The sequence below is a fragment of the Vreelandella populi genome, assembly GCF_003989825.1.
GTDB lineage: Bacteria > Pseudomonadota > Gammaproteobacteria > Pseudomonadales > Halomonadaceae > Vreelandella > Vreelandella populi.
Genome location: NZ_RZHE01000015.1, coordinates 345,264 through 364,500, shown reverse-complemented (window position 1 = coordinate 364,500; position 19,237 = coordinate 345,264). Strand labels below are relative to the sequence as shown.

At 53.5% G+C, this 19,237-nt stretch carries 16 protein-coding genes and 3 pseudogenes; 11 read left to right on the top strand and 8 right to left on the bottom strand.

The features are described from left to right. Nucleotides 1-9 precede the first annotated feature (9 nt). Complete coding sequence (locus tag ELY25_RS16310) at nt 10-945, bottom strand: AAA family ATPase (RefSeq protein WP_126952314.1); 936 nt, start codon at nt 943-945, stop codon at nt 10-12. Between the two features lie 413 nt (nt 946-1,358). Between ELY25_RS16310 and ELY25_RS16305 the strand changes: the two genes are divergently transcribed. The 3 genes from ELY25_RS16305 to ELY25_RS16295 are packed head-to-tail and all read left to right on the top strand — an operon-like array spanning nt 1,359 to nt 5,720. Further along, on the top strand, nt 1,359-2,582 hold the full coding sequence (locus ELY25_RS16305) for a nucleotidyltransferase domain-containing protein (RefSeq protein WP_126952313.1): 1,224 nt from the start codon (nt 1,359-1,361) through the stop codon (nt 2,580-2,582). 18 nt (nt 2,583-2,600) lie between these two features. Further along, on the top strand, nt 2,601-4,421 hold the full coding sequence (locus ELY25_RS16300) for an ABC transporter ATP-binding protein (protein WP_126952312.1): 1,821 nt from the start codon (nt 2,601-2,603) through the stop codon (nt 4,419-4,421). Nucleotides 4,422-4,430: 9 nt separating this feature from the next. Continuing rightward, complete coding sequence (locus ELY25_RS16295; protein WP_185856141.1) at nt 4,431-5,720, top strand: O-antigen ligase family protein; 1,290 nt, start codon at nt 4,431-4,433, stop codon at nt 5,718-5,720. A 32-nt stretch (nt 5,721-5,752) separates the two neighbouring features. Here the strand turns inward: ELY25_RS16295 and ELY25_RS18205 are convergent. After that, nucleotides 5,753-5,880 (bottom strand): annotated as a pseudogene (locus tag ELY25_RS18205) (magnesium chelatase subunit ChlI family protein); the annotation flags it as partial. Between the two features lie 7 nt (nt 5,881-5,887). Between ELY25_RS18205 and ELY25_RS18065 the strand changes: the two are divergent. From ELY25_RS18065 to ELY25_RS16275, 3 genes and pseudogenes are all read left to right on the top strand, one after another. Continuing rightward, nucleotides 5,888-6,154: pseudogene (locus ELY25_RS18065) on the top strand (alpha/beta hydrolase); the annotation flags it as partial. Further along, nucleotides 6,102-6,761: pseudogene (locus ELY25_RS16280) on the top strand (NADPH-dependent FMN reductase). The pseudogenes ELY25_RS18065 and ELY25_RS16280, both read left to right, overlap by 53 nt. A 148-nt stretch (nt 6,762-6,909) precedes the next feature. Then, nucleotides 6,910-7,740, top strand: a complete 831-nt coding sequence (locus tag ELY25_RS16275) for a sulfurtransferase (protein ID WP_185856139.1) — start codon at nt 6,910-6,912, stop codon at nt 7,738-7,740. 24 nt (nt 7,741-7,764) lie between these two features. Here ELY25_RS16275 and ELY25_RS16270 read toward each other — a convergent pair whose 3' ends face one another. Next, the gene (locus ELY25_RS16270; RefSeq protein ID WP_126952309.1) at nt 7,765-9,273 is read right to left on the bottom strand and encodes a YifB family Mg chelatase-like AAA ATPase; all 1,509 of its coding nucleotides are present in this window, start codon (nt 9,271-9,273) and stop codon (nt 7,765-7,767) included. A gap of 154 nt (nt 9,274-9,427) precedes the next feature. On the opposite strand from ELY25_RS16270, the gene ELY25_RS16265 reads away from it, so the two are divergent. Next, nucleotides 9,428-11,476, top strand: coding sequence for a TonB-dependent siderophore receptor (locus ELY25_RS16265; RefSeq protein ID WP_126952308.1), 2,049 nt, complete (start codon nt 9,428-9,430; stop codon nt 11,474-11,476). On the opposite strand, the gene ELY25_RS16260 is transcribed toward ELY25_RS16265, so the two are convergent. From ELY25_RS16260 to ELY25_RS16245, 4 genes are all read right to left on the bottom strand, one after another. Further along, nucleotides 11,460-12,320: an ABC transporter substrate-binding protein gene (locus ELY25_RS16260; RefSeq protein WP_126952307.1), complete on the bottom strand. Its 861-nt coding sequence runs from the start codon at nt 12,318-12,320 to the stop codon at nt 11,460-11,462. The genes ELY25_RS16265 and ELY25_RS16260 overlap by 17 nt on opposite strands. A gap of 47 nt (nt 12,321-12,367) precedes the next feature. Then, nucleotides 12,368-13,504 (bottom strand): MFS transporter, encoded by a 1,137-nt coding sequence (locus ELY25_RS16255; protein WP_236995757.1) that lies wholly within the window; start codon nt 13,502-13,504, stop codon nt 12,368-12,370. Between the two features lie 8 nt (nt 13,505-13,512). Beyond that, nucleotides 13,513-14,040, bottom strand: a complete 528-nt coding sequence (locus ELY25_RS16250) for a TetR/AcrR family transcriptional regulator (protein ID WP_126952305.1) — start codon at nt 14,038-14,040, stop codon at nt 13,513-13,515. Nucleotides 14,041-14,347: 307 nt separating this feature from the next. Further along, a complete protein-coding gene (locus ELY25_RS16245) occupies nt 14,348-14,755 on the bottom strand; it encodes an accessory factor UbiK family protein (protein WP_126952304.1) in 408 nt (135 codons plus the stop codon). Between the two features lie 350 nt (nt 14,756-15,105). On the opposite strand from ELY25_RS16245, the gene ELY25_RS16240 reads away from it, so the two are divergent. The 3 genes from ELY25_RS16240 (at nt 15,106) to glnK (ending at nt 17,239) form a co-directional block, all read left to right on the top strand. Next, nucleotides 15,106-15,444, top strand: coding sequence for a P-II family nitrogen regulator (locus ELY25_RS16240; RefSeq protein WP_126952303.1), 339 nt, complete (start codon nt 15,106-15,108; stop codon nt 15,442-15,444). 46 nt (nt 15,445-15,490) lie between these two features. Further along, nucleotides 15,491-16,738, top strand: a complete 1,248-nt coding sequence (locus ELY25_RS16235) for an ammonium transporter (RefSeq protein ID WP_126952302.1) — start codon at nt 15,491-15,493, stop codon at nt 16,736-16,738. A gap of 162 nt (nt 16,739-16,900) precedes the next feature. Then, nucleotides 16,901-17,239 (top strand): P-II family nitrogen regulator, encoded by a 339-nt coding sequence (gene glnK, locus ELY25_RS16230; protein ID WP_027337179.1) that lies wholly within the window; start codon nt 16,901-16,903, stop codon nt 17,237-17,239. A 129-nt stretch (nt 17,240-17,368) separates the two neighbouring features. Here the strand turns inward: glnK and ELY25_RS16225 are convergent, their stop codons facing one another. After that, nucleotides 17,369-18,145, bottom strand: coding sequence for a ferredoxin--NADP reductase (locus tag ELY25_RS16225; RefSeq protein WP_126952301.1), 777 nt, complete (start codon nt 18,143-18,145; stop codon nt 17,369-17,371). 164 nt (nt 18,146-18,309) lie between these two features. Here ELY25_RS16225 and ELY25_RS16220 point away from each other — a divergent pair, with 164 nt between their 5' ends. Then, nucleotides 18,310-19,236, top strand: coding sequence for a LysR family transcriptional regulator (locus tag ELY25_RS16220; protein ID WP_126952300.1), 927 nt, complete (start codon nt 18,310-18,312; stop codon nt 19,234-19,236). Nucleotide 19,237: the final 1 nt, after the last annotated feature.

Genomic DNA, 19,237 nt, shown 5'->3' with positions numbered 1-19,237 from the left:
ACATAGCCCTCATGACAGCTCAACATCAAAACAGCGTTGATAGATTTCAGAAACCAGAACGCGTTCCACTTCGTCACAGCGATTAAAGAAGCTCAACCGCATCGCTTCATGCGGATCGCCTAACAGTAACGTGTTTTCTCCCCAAGCAATTAGCGTACGTAGCGAGATAAGCGTGGTCAGGTCGCCTTGATTGAATGCTTGGCGGAGAAGACCGGCGCAAGCGACCATACGTTGAATTTGTTCTGATGGTAACTCTGTCAGCTTTCTTTCCAGCAGTTGAGTTTCTGCTTTCGCGCTCATATAGCCAAGCTCGGTAGTAACATGCCAGCGATCAAGCTGTGCCTGGTTAAGCGCCTGGGTTCCAACATAAAGTCCAGAGGCGTCCCCTTGACCAGCCGTGTTGGCAGTAGCAAAAAGGCGGAAGCAAGGATGGGGGGTGATGACTTGATTCTGATCAAGCAAGGTTAGTTTGCCTTGGGTTTCTAGCACGCGCTGAATCACAAACATGACATCGGGGCGGCCAGCATCATACTCATCAAGAATGAGTGCGATGGGTCGCTGCATGGCCCATACCAGCATTCCGGGCACAAATTCGGTTACTTGTTTACCATCACGGATAACGACCATATCGCGGCCGATCAGATCGGCCCGGGTGATGTGGCCATCTAGGTTAATACGTATACATGGCCAGTTCAGATGGGCAGCGACCTGCTCGATATGCGAAGACTTACCGCTCCCATGCGGCCCGTAAAGATAGACACGGCGATTTTTGGCGAATCCCATCAAGATAGCGCGCGTTGTGCTTTCCACAAAATGAAAGTGGGGATCCTTCTCCGGTACATGCTCTTCAGGCTGCGAAAAAGCAGGAATCTCCCACGGCATGGATACGTTAAAAGTATCCGTAGGGTTACATTTTGTATCGGGGTGAAGCGTAAAATTCGTCATGATATCGATTTATCATCCTTTAGGTAGGCATGTCACCTAGGGTAAAGCGGCCAGTAAGCTTGATTGAGCTTGGAGATGTGCTCCTGTGATGAGACAGAGCGCTGCATCGCCAAAATATAAATTCTGTTTACATAAGGTAACATTAAATGTAAAGATAATAGTCAAATTAGGTGAGATAGAGGCACCGCCTAATTGAGATTATTGCGCAGTGTGGTCTCACTGTTTTGGATGCGATGGTTACCATCAGGTTGATAATAATGAAGCCGGCCGTGGAGGCGCTTGCTGCTAGTCTTCGAACAGGCAACACGCGCTAGCGTACTTAGTAGAGCGTTCCGTAAAACGGGGTTTCTAAAGCCATAATTGATGTGTAATACGAATGAAAGTACCCATTACCGCTTCCCAGGGCTGGAATAATGAAGCATATGAATGAGCGAACGACGCCTGTCTCCCCTGAGTACCACATGGCGGATCCAAGCTTTCAGTTACTGTTGTTATTATCACGGTTACAGTTAAGCCAAGAGCACGTTCAAGCAGTCGAAGAGCTCATCCCACGTATTCAAGATTGGGAGGGGTTTACTCGCCAGGCATCAGAGCGTTTCGTATTACCCATTGTTCATAGCCACCTTAGCAAGCGGTGGAAGCATCGAATTCCTGAACCCTATATTGATGTGATGAAGCGCTACTCATTTGGGGCGTTAAAGCACAATCTGAATATGACGGCAGAGTTCAAGCATATTATTAGGGATGTGCTATTGCCCCTCCAGGTTCCGCATCTCTGCTTCAAAGGGCCTTCCTTGGCTTTTCAATATTATCCGGAGCCTGCTCAACGCCTCTGTAGGGATGTTGACATTCTTGTCTCGCGGAAAGATTTACCGAAAATTCTGCAGCACGCTTTAAGCAGTGGCTACCAGCCTTATGATCCGAAAGCGTTAACACCGGATGATGAAAGCGTAGCGTTCGTGGCTAAGCACCAAAAAGTAGTCACTTTGCTCTCACCTCGTAACGTCGCTGTAGAATTCCATACCAAGATAGATAATACCGGAAGCGTATTTAATGCTTCACGGATGCTTGAAAGGCGCCAGCCTATTAGTGTTAGCCATATTGACACTTGGGTTATGCCCATTAACGAGCTTTTTGTCTACTTGTGCTGGCATCATACCAAGCATTATTGGTCACGGCTTCATTGGCTAGTTGATATTACCGCCATGCAATGTCATAAGGATTTTAATCTAGACGAAGTATTAGCTTGTGCAGAGCGCTATTCTTTAGGCAGTACCGTTAATTCATGTCTAGAAATGATAGAGTATTTTAGTGCGCCTACGAAACGCACGATAGAAGAATTAACTCCCAATACTCGTGAATTGGTGCGTACTTCGATATTGGCAATGCATGGCGATGTCGAGTTTGAACACTCACTTAGTCGAAAAAAACCCACGCCTGACTTTTCTTTTGACTGGCAAACGACCAATACTCAAATATGGCAATGGCGTTTATGGGGCTGGAAACGAATATTCCGGCCTACCTACGATAGTTATACAGCTTGGCCCCTTACTCGTAACTGGCAATGGATTTACCGTTGTATTCGTCCTTTCCATGAAGCTTATACTCGGTTAGGTCATAAAAAAATAGTAAATTAACGGGGCGGTTTTAATTTCATGTCTATTATTAATAAGTTTTTTACATCCTTTTCTTCGTTGATGCGTATCCTTTCGATTTCTTGGAAAAGCAGTCGAAAATGGACGCTTTTAAGCACTTTCTTTATGGCGCTTGAGATTATCTCGGGGCTTGGAGTGCTTTATCTTCTAAAACAAATGGTTGATGTCGTCACTAATGTGCTTGCCGAACCTGAGGCGGCTGAAAACGTTGGGTCAGTTTTATATTACGTTGTACTTACAGGCCTGGGCACGTTGGCTTACGTAATTTCACGAGCGCTCGCCGGGTTTTCGCGTGAAACGCAGGGAATTATGGTAGCAGATTATGTTGATGATATTGTTCAAAAAACCGCTATTAGTGTTGATCTGGCTTTTTATGAAAGCCCGTTATACCACGATACATTAGAACGAGCTCGACAATCCGGTAGTCAGCGGCCTGCCCAAGTAGCGAGCAATTTAATGCTTCTGGGCAAAAATGCTTTAATGCTTACTGCTATTGTCGTACTGCTGGCGACGATTAATTGGCATCTACTACCTATTATTCTGATCGCAATTATTCCTGCGCTAATTGCCAGAATCTACTTCACACGTATTCTTTACGAATGGCAGCGTAGAAGAACTCAAATGGAGCGGCGTGCTGGTTATCTAGATTGGTTAATGACCTCAGATACCCACGCAAAAGAGCTCCGCCTCAATCAATTAGGTGACTATTTAAGGGGAAAGTATAAACATATTCGTGACAATATTCGCGTTGAGAAGCTTGCCATCAGTCGCAAGCGCACAGCTGTTGAATCAGTTGTTGCAGCTATAGCTTCGGTAATATTCTTTAGTTCTCTAGGGTACTTAGCATGGAATACTGCCCAAGGAGGAAATAGCGTAGGTGATTTGGTGCTATTTCTGTTGATCTTTCAACGTGCCCAATCGATGGGGCAGGAGCTTGTTCAACAGCTTTCCAAGCTATATGAAGACCATTTGTATATGGGTATGCTGTTTGAATTTATGGATATGCGGCATACCGTCCCACGGTCGTCTCAGCCCGTTAAAATTGCCCAGCCTGAGCACACTACATTAAAGCTTGAAAATGTTTGCTTCGCCTATCCCGGCACTTATAAAGACGTTATCAAAAATGTAAATATGGAAATAAAGCCTGGGCAAGTCGTCGCGTTGGTGGGTGCTAATGGCTCGGGTAAGACCTCGCTTATTAAATTAATGACGCGTCTTTATGACCCTACGGAAGGGAGTGTCCAGATTAATGGTATTAATGCAAAGGATTGCGATGTAGAAAAATACAGGGAGTTGTTTAGTGTTATTTTTCAAGATTATTCGCATTATGCAGAGTCAGTGCACGATAATATCCGCTTTGGCCATATAAACGGTACCGATGCCGAACATACAGTGCCTCACGCTGCAGAAAGGGCTGGTGCGGCTGCGTTCATTGAAAAGATGGATGATAAGTACGATACGCTGTTAACACGTTTATTTGATAATGGTAAAGAGCTTAGTGTCGGACAGTGGCAGAAAATTGCACTCGCACGCGCTTTTATGCTGAAGTCGAACATCGTCATATTAGACGAGCCTACCAGCGCTATGGATCCGGTTGCAGAATCGGAGCTATTTGAGAATTTCCGTGAACGCATTAATCACCGCTCTGCCTTGGTTATTAGTCATCGGCTTTCAACCATTCGTTTAGCAGATTATATCTATGTGATGGATGATGGAGAAATTAAAGAATCAGGTACTCATGAGTCATTATTTGAGAAAAAAGGTATTTATCATGACTTATTTAGCCGTCAGGCTAAGTACTATCAACACGATCTTTCTTAAATGAAATGTATGCAGTCGATACAGCAAGGGAAAGCTGGTAAAACCCTCACTGTACTTAACGGTATTATTATTTTTGGTTTCTCTGCTTCGCTTGTATTAATTCCGCAAGCGCACTGGTGGTTCGGGTTAGCCGCCCTTGTGTCTGCCCTTTTGGCGGGGGGTGTTCTGGTTGGCTATAAAAAATATCCCTCTGTATTGACAGGTAACGACTATAAGCTAGTGAGTGCCCTAGTGCTCTTTGGAAGTGTTTGGTGGTGGAATGTACTAGGCAGTAGCAGCATACCTTGGGTAGCTGACGAAGGGTTCCATCACCTCTACCTTTGGCCTTTTATAGCGGCATTTTTTTTACTATCAGCACGTGTTTTTACTCCCTCTCCTCACTGGCTTTGGATAGGGGTATGCTGTGGAGCGCTAGGAACAGGCTTGATCGCGATATATGACAGGGTGATTATCGGCCTAGCTAGAGCCGATAATGGTATTAATGCGATTCCTTTCGGTAATTTGTCGCTGCTCTTAGGTGCAATCTCTTTAATAGTGGCTATCTACTATGTCCAAAGGCAGCGCCAGCATTATTTTTGGTTGGTACTATTAGCCATTAGCGCTGCGCTTCTGGGCTTTCTGGCTTCTTTATTGTCCGGGACACGTGGTGGCTGGGTGTCTATTCCATTTATCGTCGCCCTACTGGCACCAGCAACCAGAAATCTAATAACGCCGAAAACGCGGAATATAGCGATTCTTTTTATAGTTTTAATCATTGTTGGCACGATTGCTTACCCCCCTACAGGCGTATGGCTACGGCTAGCGTCTATATTTGAGGATGCCTACCAATATTTTGTAAATAACGAAGCCAATAACTCATTGGGTATACGTCTAGAAATGTGGCGCGCTGGCTGGATTATGTTCATTGAAAACCCCATCTTGGGGGTTGGAGAGGGATCTGTACAAAAGCTATTACCCTTACTGGTATCTGAAGAAATAGCTTATGAGAGGGGGATTGTTTATCCGCAGTTACATAGCGATATTATCGATACACTCGCTCGCCGAGGAGTAGTAGGCGTTATCAGCTTATTGTTTCTATATATTGCATTTGCCTTGGCATTCACAAAAAAGATGTTGCAGGATAATTATCAGTTACATAGTCACCTGTTAGCGGTTAGCGGTATGATGGTTATTGTCGCCTTTTTTGATTTTGGTCTTACACAAGCAATGCTCAGAGACTTAAGGGGATTTAGTGGCTTTTTAGGGTTTAGTGTCGCTATATGGGCGTGCTTGGGGTATCAGCCCCAAGCGCAATCATAATGATTTAAGCCAATATAAAGACTGTATTTCCTTTACCCCTTTAACAGCCTGTCCAGCTGCCGGTAGCCAATTGCTTCAATCAAGTGTGGTTGGGCGCGCCCTGTAAATCAGCAAGCGTCAGAGCTACGCGCAGCACACGGCGGTAGGCTCGGGCACCTATCCAACAGCGGGCCGGAAAGCCTCGCCTGATGACACTTGAATCTGTTGATGTGCCAACGCTGATTTTACAGGGCGAGCAGGACCTGTAGGTGGACTGGCAGTGGAACCTAACCGTTCTGGCGGAGAAGTTTACCGCCGCCTAAATTCACCGTCACCCTGAAGCGCGCCATCAGCTGGTGAACGAAGCAGAGCCGATTCGCTAGGTGCCGTTTGAAGCCATCAATGCGTTTATTGACCAGATGCCTAACGGAGAGCCTAAGGCTGCCGATCCATAAACCAATTACTTATAAGGAGTTGTACTTAATGGATGCAGTGTCAAAAGTATTAGTATTTGCAGGCAGTAGCCGCCAGAACTCACTCAATAAGCAGCTGGCCCGGCTAGTTGCCAAGCGTATTGAAGCGCTGGGCGGGGCGGCAACGTTCGTGGATTTAAAAGACTACCCGTGCCCCTTGTTTGATGAAGATATCGAAACCCAGGGCATGCCCGAAAACGTGCTTAAACTGCGTGAGCTATTGGCCGATCACTAGGCGCTGTTTATCGCCTCGCCGGAATACAACGGCTTTATCACCCCGCTTTTGAAGAACACGCTGGACTGGCTATCACGTCCTTACGAAGACGCGCCAGGGCTGGCACTTTACTCAGGTAAATGGGCGGCGCTGGTTTCGGCATCCCCCGGCGGGCTAGGTGGCATTCGTGCCATGCCGCTGGCCCAGCAGCTGCTCGCCAATCTGGGTTTGATCGTACTGCCCCAGCCCATGTCGCTCTCCAAAGCGCACACTGCTTTTGATGAAACGGGCGCGCTTATCGAAGAAGCCAACAGCAAAAAGCTTGATGCCCTTTGCCAGCGGCTGGTGGATATTCTGGCGCGTACCTGCGCGTAATTTCTACCGCTAAGCCTTTCAGTGAAGCGCCCTAAATAACCTATCCAACTGTTGGTAGCCAATGGCTTCTATAAAATGCGGCTGGGTGGGCTTGGGTTTGTCCTCTAAAGTAGGGGTAACCGCCTCCAACTCAAGGGAGTTTTCTTTCATGTCCGATATTCTGATTAGTGCCCATGACCTGCTGGATCGTTTGGCGAGTGACGCACCCCCCACGGTGCTGGACGCATCGCTGCCCAACAGCCCCATTGCGGCTCATGTACCGGAAGATGATCGAAAAATACCCGGCGCGCTCGAGTTCGATATTGAACGAGTCTTTTCCGACCGGGAGGCGGTATTTCCGCATACGCTGCCCTTAACAGAGGCACTGGAAGAGGCGTGCCAAGGCCTCGGCTTGGCACCCGACGATGAGATCGTGATTTACGATAACCGGGGTGTCTACTCTTCCCCGCGCGCCTATTGGCTGCTCACCCAAGCGGGCTTCAAGAAGGTAAAACTGCTGGATGGCGGCTTGCCTCACTGGCTCTCGCTGTCGCTACCGGTTCAGCAAGGCTACTCCGCTCCAGCGCCGCTGCCTGCCCGGCCTGCGCTCCAGGCCAACGAAAGCGTGGTCAGCGTGGACGAGGTCTACGACAATATCGCGCGCCAACGCTTCAAGCTGGTGGATGCTCGAAGTGCCGAGCGCTTTTCCGGGGCGGGGCCCGAGCCCCGCCCGGAATTTCCCAGTGGGCATATTCCTTCCTCTGTTAATCTGCCTTTCACCGAGCTCCTGGAAAATGGGCACTTCAAGAGCCAGGAGGAGATTTCAAGGCTCATGCGTAGCAGAGAGCTTGACCCTTCGGATCATCTGACCTTCAGCTGTGGCTCCGGCATTACGGCCTGCATTGTGTGGGTGGCCGCGGAGCTGGCCGGGTACGAGCACCTTTCGCTGTTCGATGGCTCATGGACAGCGTGGGTAATGAGCGGCCGCCACGAGAGTTGATGGCAGGCCTTCCTTCATGCGTCTTCAGCCTTTCCCTAGCATCCTATCCAGCTGCCGATAGCCGATGGCTTCTATCAGATGCGCCTGGGAGGGCTTGGGCTCGCCCTGTAGGTCAGCCAGCGTCAGCGCCACGCGCAGTACCCGGTGGTAGGCGCGGGCGGAGAGCTTGAGCTTTTCCAGCACGCCGGCAAGCCAGGTGCGTTCCTCATCGTTCAAGTCGCAGGCGGCTTCCAGCGCCTTGCCGCCTAGCTGGCTATTGAGCGCGCCGCGCGCCATCTGGCGCTCTCTTGCGGCCATCACACGCTCGCGCACCGCTTCAGAGGATTCGCCCTGGGTTTGGGCGGTCAACTGTTCGGGCGGCAGCGCGGGAACTTCAACCTGTAGATCAATACGATCCAATAACGGGCCTGAAAGCCGCGCCTGATAGCGCTGAATCTGGCTGGCGGTGCATTGGCAGCGCTGGCGTGGGTCGCCCAAGTGACCGCAGGGGCAGGGGTTCATGGCGGCGACCAATTGAAACTGTGCCGGATACCGGCGTTCGTGGCTGGCCCGGGCCAGATGTATTTCGCCAGTTTCCAGCGGCTGGCGAAGCACTTCCAATACGTTGCGGGAAAACTCCGGCAGCTCGTCCAAAAACAGCACGCCGTGGTGGGCGAGTGAAATCTCACCCGGTTTGGGTTTAGAGCCACCGCCCACTAACGCGGCAGCACTCGCACTATGGTGCGGTTGACGAAACGGGCGCTTTCCCCAGTCAGCATCCAAGGGTAGCCCGCATACCGAGCGCACGGCGGCCACCGCTAACGCATCATCCTCGCTAAGCGGCGGCAGAATACCCGGCAGGCGGCTTGCGAGCATGGTCTTGCCGGTGCCAGGCGGGCCGGCGAACAGCAGATTATGCCCACCGGCAGCGGCCACTTCCAATGCCCGGCGTGCCTGCTGCTGGCCACGCACATCGGCCAGATCCGCAATGGGCGTGGTCGTTTTTACCGAGGCGGGTAAGCGGTGGGGTGGAATTTTCTCCTGGTCGAGCAGGTGAGCGACAACCTGCCAAAGCGTATCGGCAGGCAGTACTGGAAGATCCCCCGCCAGTGCGGCTTCATCGGCGCATTCACGGGGAATAATTAAGGCTTTTCCAGACCGGCGCGTTGCCAGCGCAAACGGCAGCATGCCGTGTACGGCACGTAGCTTGCCGTCCAATGCCAGCTCGCCCGCGCACTCCATGCCTTCCAACGCCTCTACTGGTATTTGGCCAGAAGCGGCAAGAATGCCGAGTGCTATGGGCAGATCAAACCGGCCGCCTTCCTTGGGAAGGTCCGCGGGTGCGAGGTTTAGCGTAATCCGTCGAGTGTTGGGAAAATCAAACCCTGCGTTGACCAGGGCGCTGCGCACCCGCTCGCGGCTCTCTTTTACCGCGGTCTCGGGCAGGCCTACCAGCGTCAGCCCCGGCAAACCGTTGGCCAAGTGTACTTCTACGTGCACCGCAGGTGCGTCCAAGCCCACGCCTGCGCGCGTGGCAACAATCGCTAAGGTCATTGCGCTCTCTCGCTAGTTTTACTTAACCCTAACTTAACTTATTTGAGCAGGCGTTGATAGCGCTGGCTAGGCCACTGTATAGTGAATATAAATCACAACGATTATCACTAAAATACTTTTTACTTCTCTGCTTTTAACTATACCGAGTGTCCACATGCCGTCTTTGCCGTTTGTTCGCCGCCCCTTGGCGCGTTCCATTGCCGCGCTGATTCCTGTCATTGCTGTTCTTGTATGCGCCACCGCTAGCGCCCAGGAGGCGGTCATTAACGATACCGTTGTGGTGGTCGGCACGGCCTTGAAAGTGGACACCCCGCTGGTGGAAACGCCGCGCCCGGTATCCAGCGTGGACCGTGAAGAGCTTGACACCCGCAACGTACAGCAGTTGGATGAAACCTTCCGCTACCGTGCGGGGGTGCTTGCCGGTCACTACGGCAGCGATAACGATACTGACTGGTTCAAGGTGCGCGGGTTTGACCAATCCACCTACCAGGATGGCTTGCGGATTTACCGCGAAGGCTTCTATCAGTGGCTACCCGAGCCTTACGGCCTTGAGCGGATTGATGTATTCAAGGGCCCGTCTTCGATTCTTTACGGTGAGGCGCCTCCCGGTGGCTTGATCAACGCGGTGAGCAAACGGCCGACCGATACGCCCCAGGGCAACGTGAATTTCCAGCTGGGTAATCGCAACCATCGCCAGATAGGCGTGGATACTAGCGGGCCGGTAGGCGAATCAGATGATGTTCGCTACCGCGTGGTGGGCATGTATAAAGAGCGCGACGGCGATCTGGATAACACGGATAACGAGCGCTACTACTTTGCGCCCAGTCTTGCGGTGGATGTCAGTGACGACACCAGCGTTACCTTCCTGGCCAGCGTGCAGAAGGACGACGGCGTGCCCGTCAATGGCTTCAAGCTGCCCTATGGCAGCATTCAGGATACGCCCTTTGGCCGGGTCAGCCCGCAATCCAACGTCAGCGAACCCGACTACGACCGTAACAAGCGTACCCAGTGGGGCATGGGTTACGAGCTGCGTCACAATTTTAACGACACCTGGGCATTCGAGCAGGATTTACGCTACAGCGAACTCGACCTGGAACTGCGCAGCACCTACGCGCTCTCCATGGTGGATGACCGCCGTGCGTCACGCGGCTTGACGCTGCGCGACGGCAAGGCCGATAGCTGGACGGTAGATAACCGTTTTGTGGGCAACTGGTACACCGAGCGCACCGAAAACACCCTACTGGTGGGCGTTGATTACCAGAACCTGGGCCTCAAGGGCCAGGAGGGCGACGACTACGCCTTCGGTGCACCGATCGATATCTTCACGCCCACCTACGGCAACTACACGCCGTTTGCCGCCGAAGACTTGATCGAGCGGCATATCGATAAGGAGCAAACCGGCGTTTACCTGCAAAATCAGCTGCGCCTGGATGACCGTTGGGTACTACTGGGCGGCGTGCGCTACGACCATGCCGAGACCGAGAATACCAACGTGACGGCGAGCACCACTGAGCGCTCCGACGATAACCAGCTCTCCTGGTCTGGCGGCGTCATGTATCTGGGCGAGAACGGGGTTAATCCTTACGTCAGTTACACTGAGTCGTTCGAGCCGATTGCCCAATCCGATAGCGCAGGAAGCCTTTATGACCCGCGTGAAGGGCGCCAGTGGGAAGCGGGTGTGAAGTATGCACCGATAGGCTGGGATGGCTACGTGACGGCCGCTGTGTTCGATCTGGAAGAGAGCAACACGTTGGTCACCTCGCCGGCGGGCTTCCAGGTTCAGGAGGGAGAGCGTAGCTCCAAGGGGTTTGAGCTTGAAGGCGTGGGCTATGTCACCGAAGACCTGAAGGTCACCGCCGCCTACACCTATACCGACTCGCGCCTGGAAGATGACCAGCGCGCCAGCCTGATTCCGCGTCATCAGGCGTCTACCTGGCTGGATTACGCCTTTACCGGTGGCGCGCTGGATGGCGTTACCCTAGGCGGCGGCGTGCGCTACGTAGGTGAAAGCGTGGATGGCGACACCCAGGTGAGTAGCTTCACCCTGGCAGATGCCATGATCGGCTATGAGTTTGCCGAGGGCTGGCAGGCTCAGCTCAACGTCAACAACCTGACCGACAAGGAGTACGTGGCCAGCTGCGACTACTGGTGCTATTTCGGGGAATCGCGCAGCGTGATTGGCAGCGTCAGCTATCGTTGGTAAGCGCCGCGCTCAGCACATTCGCAAAACGCTGTGCCGAAGGCAGCGCGCCAAAGCTCCACACCGGTGGCAGGCGCAGCAGGTTGTTGTTTCTGACAATCGGCAGCTGCAGCCACAGGCCGCTTGTGGCCAGCTGCTCCTCCACACCCAGGGGCAGCGGGTCGATGATTACCAGCCGGGCGTCGGGGTAGCCAGCGAGCACCTCGATGCCCGTCAGGGAAAACCCCCAGGCGTTAGTGGGCTGATCCCAAGCGTTGGCCAGGCCAAGCTGTTCAAGCACCGCGTTATACAGGCTGTTTTCGCCAAAGATCCGCACGTGCCGTGCATCCATGAATTGCACCATCAATAGCGGTGCGGTATCCGGCTGCGCGTCGTGCAGTGATGCCATCAGCGTTTGTGTGTCTTCAATCAGTTGCTCTGCCGCCGCTTCGCGGTCGGTCAGTTCCCCCAGCTCGCGTGTCAGCGCCTGCATTTCCTGCCAGGTATCCGCGTCGGGGGAATAGAGCGCAAGCGAGGTGACCGGGGCAATGCGCTCCAGGCGCGGTGTAAGCGAGGCGAACATCGGCGATATCAAGATTTGCTCTGGGGCAAGCTGGGCCAGCAGCTCGAAGTTGGGCTGGGCGCGCAGCCCAAGGTCGGCGGAGCTTTCTGGAAGATGCGGCTCGCCTACCCAGTCGTAGTAATCCTGCTGCTGGGCAACGCCGCTAATCGGTGCGCCAATCGCAACCAGCGTTTCTGCAATAGTCCAGTCTACCGTGGCGAACTGGGCCTGGGCGTTGGTCACGGTTAGTAGGCCGGTTATGAGCAGTAGGCCACGGGCAATGAAGTGCGTCACGGTACGGCGCATGGGGTAGAGCCATTTTTGAAAGAAGAGCTGTATTTAAACGATAATATTTATTGTTTGCAACGCCCTGCTTTAAGTGCCTTACCCGATTTCGACAATCCTGCCGTAAAGGCAAGGAGGGCGAACGTAATCACTGCGTAGGTAGGCGCCAATTGATCCATGAGAAGACCGAAAAGGGGCGCGCCTAGGGTTTGGCCAATAGCAATGGTTAAAAAGCCTATCATCAGACCTGTAGCCGGGCGGCTGGGTAATGCTGAGACCCCCCACACCAGATAGACGCCGGTAAGCATGATGTAGGCCATACCAAAGAGCGCGCCGCCAAGTAGCGATAGAGCGGGTGTGGTGCCCTCAAAACCCACCAGAAAGATGCCACCTGCCAGTGCACCCAAGAATAGCCAGTGTGTCCGGTCAATTCCAAACCGGGCAACGAGTGATCCAGCCCACGCGCCTGCCATGCCCGCCGCGCCAATGGCGATCCATAAAAGCCCCACGCCGGTATGGCCCCAGCCTAATCGCAGCGTGACCAGCTGGCTGCCAAAAGACCATAGGGCCGTGCTTGAGGCGCCCATCAGAAAAGAGGCGATAATCAGACGTTTAAGCGCCTTATTGATTCGCGGTAAGCCTTTCTCGCTTCCCCCCACTGGTTTAGCGTTAACCGGTACACTGAATGCCACTGCTATCGCCATGCATAAAGCAGTGGCTGCAAAGACCAAGAAAGCGACCCGCCAGTGTCCACCCATTAGCAGCGCCACGGGTCCTGAAAGTACCACGCCTGCACCGGTGCCGGCATTGATAATCGTGTTGGTGGCACCCTGCCGGGCGGGCTTGACGGCAGCGTCCACGGCGGCGGCCATGGGCGGTGAAGCCAGGCCTGTGCTGGAGCCTGCCAGCATTACAGCACCTGCAAGCCATAGTGATGAGGGGGCCGCTGCGATGCCTATCATACCCACTGCCGCTACGAGTGCCGCGCCGGTTGCCACCACACGGGGCCCTAACCGTTCGGTCAGGTGGGCAGAGACAACGATAGCCACGCAATAGCCTAGAAAAGAGCCGCCCGATATCAACCCGCCCACGGTTGAGGATAAAGAGAGATCCGCATCGATTTGAGGAAGAAACAGCCCAAAAGCAAAGCGGGCAAAGCCGTAGCAGATAGCGATGAGCCCAAAGCCTACGGTGCCAAGTGTCATGCCCGGGCTCATGATGAGGCCTGTTTGACTAGGCGAACCGCGCAATGCCTAGCGGTGGTAACGGCGTCCGCACCGCGATAGATGGCGGTCGCCGTTGCGCCTTCGAACAGAATCAGAATTTGCTCGGCGAGCTGCTCATCGCCACGTCCGCTGGTTTCAAGCGCGACAATTTCCTGAATCTTGTTCCAGACCCCGGCCTTGTGAGCGGCCATTACCTCGGCGATCTCCGGTACATCGCCACCGGTTTCTCCATAAGCGCGTAGAAAAAGACACCCTCGGCACCCTTCTACCCGCACCCAGTCTTCCAGCGCTTTGAACAGCGCATCAACACTGCTCACATCCAATCTACGTAAGAATCGCTTGTCCCGTTCCGAAAGCACCTTGGCGATAAGTGAATGTTTACTACCCGCATGTTTATAGAGCGTTCTGCTCGACATACCGGCAGCCTGGGTAAGCCGGTCCATCCCCGTGGCGGTAAAACCGTGTCGGTCGAAAAGGGATTCTGCGGCGGAGATAAGCTTCGTTTTAATATCCATGCATTCAATGTAAAACGATCATTTTACATTGTCAAGCAAGCGGAGGCTCATGGCGGATTTACAGACCACGGTATCTGGCTGATTTGGGGGAAAGAACGCGAGCCTGCCACCAGAGTGTCTTAGATAGAGCGATCAGCCTATTGTTGAGAAAAGGCAAGCACAAGAAAAGCGCCGCTCAAAAGGCCAGCGCTTAAAACGATATGTCGGTTCATGGGTTAACCAGAGAACAGGTTGTGGTTAATCGGGATCCTATTCTTGGCGGGGTAAAACGCCATGATAAATGCCCCAATCGTGACCCTCGGTGGCCTTACTTATCATCTTTCAGGCTACTGCTCGCCGCTCGCTTGCTGGGAGTGGCAGTGTCAGCAGTCTTGGGCTTTTTCACTGTTGCCTTGGCGGTATCATCTTTTGCCGGGCTTTCCTTGGCTTCAACAGAGGACGTGGGCGCTGGCGCCTTGGGAGCGGACTTCTGGTTTTCGATTGCCGTTTCAAGACTTGCCACCTGACGCTCCAGCGCCTCTACCCGAGTGCGCGTGCGCTGCAGTACATCCATCAGGATGTCGAAATCTTCCCGAGAGACAAGTTCCAAACGGTCAAAAGCACCACGAACCACCTGCTGAACGCCTTTCTGGATATCTTCAGGGGCTTGTGACGCATTCTGTAAACGGTCGCCAATCTGTTGAGCCAAACGGCTGATACGGTCCTGGGGTGTCATGATTCTCTCCTCAATGTTAATGCTTTAAAAATGGGCGCTATCCCAAGGATACGCAACCCTGCGCGAGTGCGCATGTATTGGCTGCGTTCCCTGAGTATTTATTGTAAGGGCTGCTGCCCGCTAATGGTGCATTGGCAGGGGCGAGACGATTTCTTTTGGTGCAAAGACGAAGATGCTTGATCTGAGATGACCCTAAACAGTGCTTTAAAGCACGTTTTTTTTATTTAAGTATCTAAAAAGTAATAAAAAAATATTGAATGGCACGGTATGCGCATTAGCAGGGCATTGCCATTACCAGCGGCAGTGTCGCTAACCATCTAGCAGGACTTATCCAGCAGGGGAGATACGGGATGAAACTCATCACCGCCATCATTAAGCCATTCAAGCTTGACGACGTTCGTGAGGCACTAGCCGACAACGGCGTTCAAGGCATCACCGTGACGGAAGTAAAAGGCTTTGGCCGCCAGAAAGGCCATACCGAGCTGTATCGCGGCGCCGAGTACGTGGTCGACTTTCTACCCAAGGTGAAAGTAGAGGTGGCCGTTGACGATTCACGCCTGGAGAGCGTGATCGATGCCATCTGTACCGCGGCGAACAGCGGCAAGATTGGCGACGGCAAGGTGTTCGTCACGCCGCTTGAGGATGTCATCCGTATTCGTACCGGTGAACGCGGCGCTGACGCCGTCTAGGTAGGGACTCACTGGGATACTTTCTGGGTTCAACGGGGAACTGAAAATGAACGAACTGGCTGATCTGAGCTACGCGCTCGACACCTTTTATTTCTTGATTTGCGGCGTGCTGGTCATGTGGATGGCTGCCGGCTTTGCCATGCTGGAAGCCGGTATGGTGCGCTCCAAGAACACCGCGGAAATTCTAACCAAAAATATCGCACTGTTCGCCATTGCCTGCACCATGTACCTGCTGGTGGGCTACTACATCATGTACTCAAGCAGCGAAGGCGGCTTCCTGCCGAGCCTGGGCTTCTTGATCGGCGCTGAAAACAGCATGGATGCAGTGCTCGCAGGCGGCGAAGATGCGCCTTACTACTCCATGCGCGCTGACTACTTCTTCCAGGTGGTGTTCGTGGCAACCGCCATGTCGATCGTTTCCGGTGCAGTAGCCGAGCGCATGAAGCTGTGGGCCTTCCTGGCGTTTGCCGTAGTCATGACCGCGTTTATCTACCCGGTGTCCGGCTACTGGACCTGGGGCGGCGGCTGGCTGGATGCCGTGGGTTACTCCGACTACGCCGGTTCGGGCATTGTTCATATGGCAGGTGCTGCAGCCGCGTTGGCAGGTGTGCTGATCCTTGGCCCTCGTAAGGGTAAATACGGTAAGGACGGCTCTATCCATGCGATCCCAGGTGCCAACATGCCGCTGGCAACGCTGGGCACGTTCATTTTATGGATGGGTTGGTTCGGTTTTAACGGCGGCTCTGAGCTGAAAATGTCGGATATCGGCTCGGCCAACAACGTGGCGCAGGTCTTTGTGAACACCAACGCCGCCGCGGCTGGCGGTGTGATTGCAGCCCTTATTCTGGCCAAGCTGTGGTTCCGCAAGGCGGATCTCACCATGGCACTTAACGGGGCGCTGGCGGGCCTCGTGGCGATTACCGCCGATCCACTTTCCCCCACTGGCCTGGGCGCGGCGACTATCGGTGCGGTGGGTGGTTTGATCGTTGTCATCGCGATTGTCACACTCGATAAGCTCAAGCTGGATGACCCGGTCGGCGCGATTTCCGTACATGGTGTGGTGGGTATCTGGGGCGTGCTGGCCGTGCCGATCACTAACGAGGAAGCCTCGTTCGGCGCTCAGCTGATCGGTATTGTCGGCATATTTGCCTGGGTATTCCTGGCAAGTCTGGTGGTCTGGCTGGTGCTTAAAGCCATCATGGGCATTCGGGTTAGTGAAGAAGAAGAGTATGAAGGCGTGGATATCGCGGAATGCGGTCTCGAGGCCTACCCCGAGTTTAGCGTTAAGAAATAATCATAATGCTAAGCAAGTGAGCTGGCGTGCTCTTATGGCCTTCCTTTCGAGGAAGGCCTTTTTATTCTCTGCCTGTAGCGGTGTATGCTTAGCATTAGAGGTGGCTGGCTTTCGCCGCACCCAATAGACAAGACAATGGCCACCAAGCTAGAGGATGTCGCAATGAAATTGATCTCAGCCATTATCAAGCCGTTCAAGCTTGATGACGTACGCGAATCGCTCTCCGATATCGGCGTGCAGGGCATTACCGTCACAGAAGTAAAAGGGTTTGGTCGCCAAAAAGGCCACACTGAGCTTTATCGTGGTGCTGAGTACGTGGTGGATTTCCTGCCCAAAGTGAAGCTGGAAGTTGCCGTCGATGACGATATGGTTGAGCAGGTGATTGATGCGATTACCCAGGTCGCCAACACGGGTAAAATCGGCGACGGCAAGATCTTTGTCATGCCGCTTGAACAGGTCATTCGTATTCGTACCGGAGAAACCGGCAAGGATGCGGTTTGAGTTGGTGAATGGTAAGTTGTGAATGGTGGGTAGTAAGTCGTAAAAAAGCCCCTGTGGATTATTTCCAGCAGGGGCTTTTTATTAAGAATGTGAAGAGGATGGGGCTACCACTCACCATTCATCGACACATCACTTCTCGACAAACGCACGCTCTATCACGTAGTCGCCGGGCTCACCCATGCGCGGGGAGATATTCATGCCCAGCTCGTCGAGAAGCGCGCTTGTGTCATCCAGCATGGCCGGGCTTCCGCAGATCATCGCCCGATCCTGACGCGGATCGATCGGCGGTAGGCCGGTATCTTCATACAGCTTGCCCGAGCGGATATGATCGGTCAGGCGACCCATGGTGTGGAACTCTTCACGGGTAACGGTGGGGTAGTAGACTAGCTTGTTGGCGATCTCTTCACCCAGGTATTCGTGCGCCGGCAGCTCCTTGGTGATGAAGTCGGCATAGGCCAGCTCGGACACTTCACGCACCCCGTGGATCAATACAATCTTCTCGTAGCGCTCGTACACTTCAGGGTCCTGGATCAGGCTCATGAACGGCGCAAGCCCCGTGCCGGTGGAGAGCATGTACAGGTTGCGGCCAGGCAGTAGGTCATCACATACCAGCGTGCCGGTCGGCTTGCGGCTGACCATGATCTGATCGCCCACTTTGAGGTGCTGCAGGCGTGAGGTCAGCGGGCCGTCGGGCACTTTAATGCTGTAAAACTCAAGATGATCTTCGTAGTTAGGGCTAGCGATGGAGTAAGCACGCATCAGCGGCTTGCCTTCCACTTCCAGGCCGATCATCACAAACTGACCGTTCTTGAAGCGCAGGCTGCGCTCGCGCGTGGTACGGAAGCTGAACAGGGTGTCGTTCCAATGATGAACGCTAAGCACTTCTTCCAAGGCAAACTTACTCATGCACTCTCTCCATTAAGCGATGCGGACACTCAATCGCATCTTTTATATTCTTAAAAAGAATAAAAACTAGTAAATATGTTGTCATCAAGTCTAAGCAAAGATGTTATATCTGTTAAGTAAATTATATTGATAACTCTTATCTTTAAAATCGATATAGGCTTTTTATGCACTATACCCTGCGGCAACTGGAGGTTTTTGTAGCGGTCGCCCAGCACGAGAGCGTATCCCAGGCGGCGCGGGCGCTAGCCATGTCGCAATCGGCCACCAGTACGGCACTTGCCGAGCTTGAACGCCAGTTCGATTGCCAACTGCTTGATCGGCTCGGCAAGCGGTTGAAGCTCAACGCGCTGGGTTTTCAACTGTTGCCCAAGGCGGTGGCACTGCTTGATCGGGGTGAGGAAATCGAGGAGCTGCTGCGCGGCCAGCAGGGCGTAGGCACGCTGGATGTGGGGGCGACCCTGACAATTGGCAACTACCTGGCGACGCTGCTGATCAGCGATTTCATGCAGCGCTATCCCGGCAGCCGGGTGCGCCTTTCGGTACGCAACACACGTCACATTATTGAAAGCGTACGCCAGCACTCGCTGGATCTGGGCCTGATTGAAGGCCAGTGCGATGACGAGATGATCATCAGCCAGCCTTGGGTAGAGGATGAACTGTGCGTTTTCTGCTCGCCCCGTCATCCGCTGGCCGGGCAGGAGCACCTGGAGCTTGAACAGCTTTTACGTGAAGACTGGATTATGCGCGAAGAGGGCTCGGGCACCCGGATGACGCTGGAGCATGCAGCGCGCCATCGGCGCAGCCGCTTTAATACGCTGCTGGAACTTGAGCATACTGAAGGAATTAAACGCGCCGTCGAGTCCGGCCTGGGCATCGGCTGTGTGTCACGCCTGGCACTACGCGATGCCTTCCGGCGGGGAAGCCTGGTACCCCTACCCACGCCGGAGCTGGACCTGAAGCGCCAGTTCACCTTTATCTGGCATCGCCACAAGTACCTCACCACCGGCGTACGCGAGTTCCTGCGCCTGTGCCGCGAAATGACCGCTGGCGCTAAACGCAGTGATGATATTGAACTACCGCCGGTGCCTTAAT

Bases quoted from the DNA above. Each gene is read 5' to 3' on its own strand.
- ELY25_RS16310 (WP_126952314.1), bottom strand. From the start codon at position 945: ATGACGAATTTTACGCTTCACCCCGATACAAAATGTAACCCTACGGAT.
- ELY25_RS16305 (WP_126952313.1), top strand. From the start codon at position 1,359: ATGAAGCATATGAATGAGCGAACGACGCCTGTCTCCCCTGAGTACCAC.
- ELY25_RS16300 (WP_126952312.1), top strand. From the start codon at position 2,601: ATGTCTATTATTAATAAGTTTTTTACATCCTTTTCTTCGTTGATGCGT.
- ELY25_RS16295 (WP_185856141.1), top strand. From the start codon at position 4,431: ATGCAGTCGATACAGCAAGGGAAAGCTGGTAAAACCCTCACTGTACTT.
- ELY25_RS16275 (WP_185856139.1), top strand. From the start codon at position 6,910: ATGTCCGATATTCTGATTAGTGCCCATGACCTGCTGGATCGTTTGGCG.
- ELY25_RS16270 (WP_126952309.1), bottom strand. From the start codon at position 9,273: ATGACCTTAGCGATTGTTGCCACGCGCGCAGGCGTGGGCTTGGACGCA.
- ELY25_RS16265 (WP_126952308.1), top strand. From the start codon at position 9,428: ATGCCGTCTTTGCCGTTTGTTCGCCGCCCCTTGGCGCGTTCCATTGCC.
- ELY25_RS16260 (WP_126952307.1), bottom strand. From the start codon at position 12,320: ATGCGCCGTACCGTGACGCACTTCATTGCCCGTGGCCTACTGCTCATA.
- ELY25_RS16255 (WP_236995757.1), bottom strand. From the start codon at position 13,504: ATGACACTTGGCACCGTAGGCTTTGGGCTCATCGCTATCTGCTACGGC.
- ELY25_RS16250 (WP_126952305.1), bottom strand. From the start codon at position 14,040: ATGGATATTAAAACGAAGCTTATCTCCGCCGCAGAATCCCTTTTCGAC.
- ELY25_RS16245 (WP_126952304.1), bottom strand. From the start codon at position 14,755: ATGACACCCCAGGACCGTATCAGCCGTTTGGCTCAACAGATTGGCGAC.
- ELY25_RS16240 (WP_126952303.1), top strand. From the start codon at position 15,106: ATGAAACTCATCACCGCCATCATTAAGCCATTCAAGCTTGACGACGTT.
- ELY25_RS16235 (WP_126952302.1), top strand. From the start codon at position 15,491: ATGAACGAACTGGCTGATCTGAGCTACGCGCTCGACACCTTTTATTTC.
- glnK (WP_027337179.1), top strand. From the start codon at position 16,901: ATGAAATTGATCTCAGCCATTATCAAGCCGTTCAAGCTTGATGACGTA.
- ELY25_RS16225 (WP_126952301.1), bottom strand. From the start codon at position 18,145: ATGAGTAAGTTTGCCTTGGAAGAAGTGCTTAGCGTTCATCATTGGAAC.
- ELY25_RS16220 (WP_126952300.1), top strand. From the start codon at position 18,310: ATGCACTATACCCTGCGGCAACTGGAGGTTTTTGTAGCGGTCGCCCAG.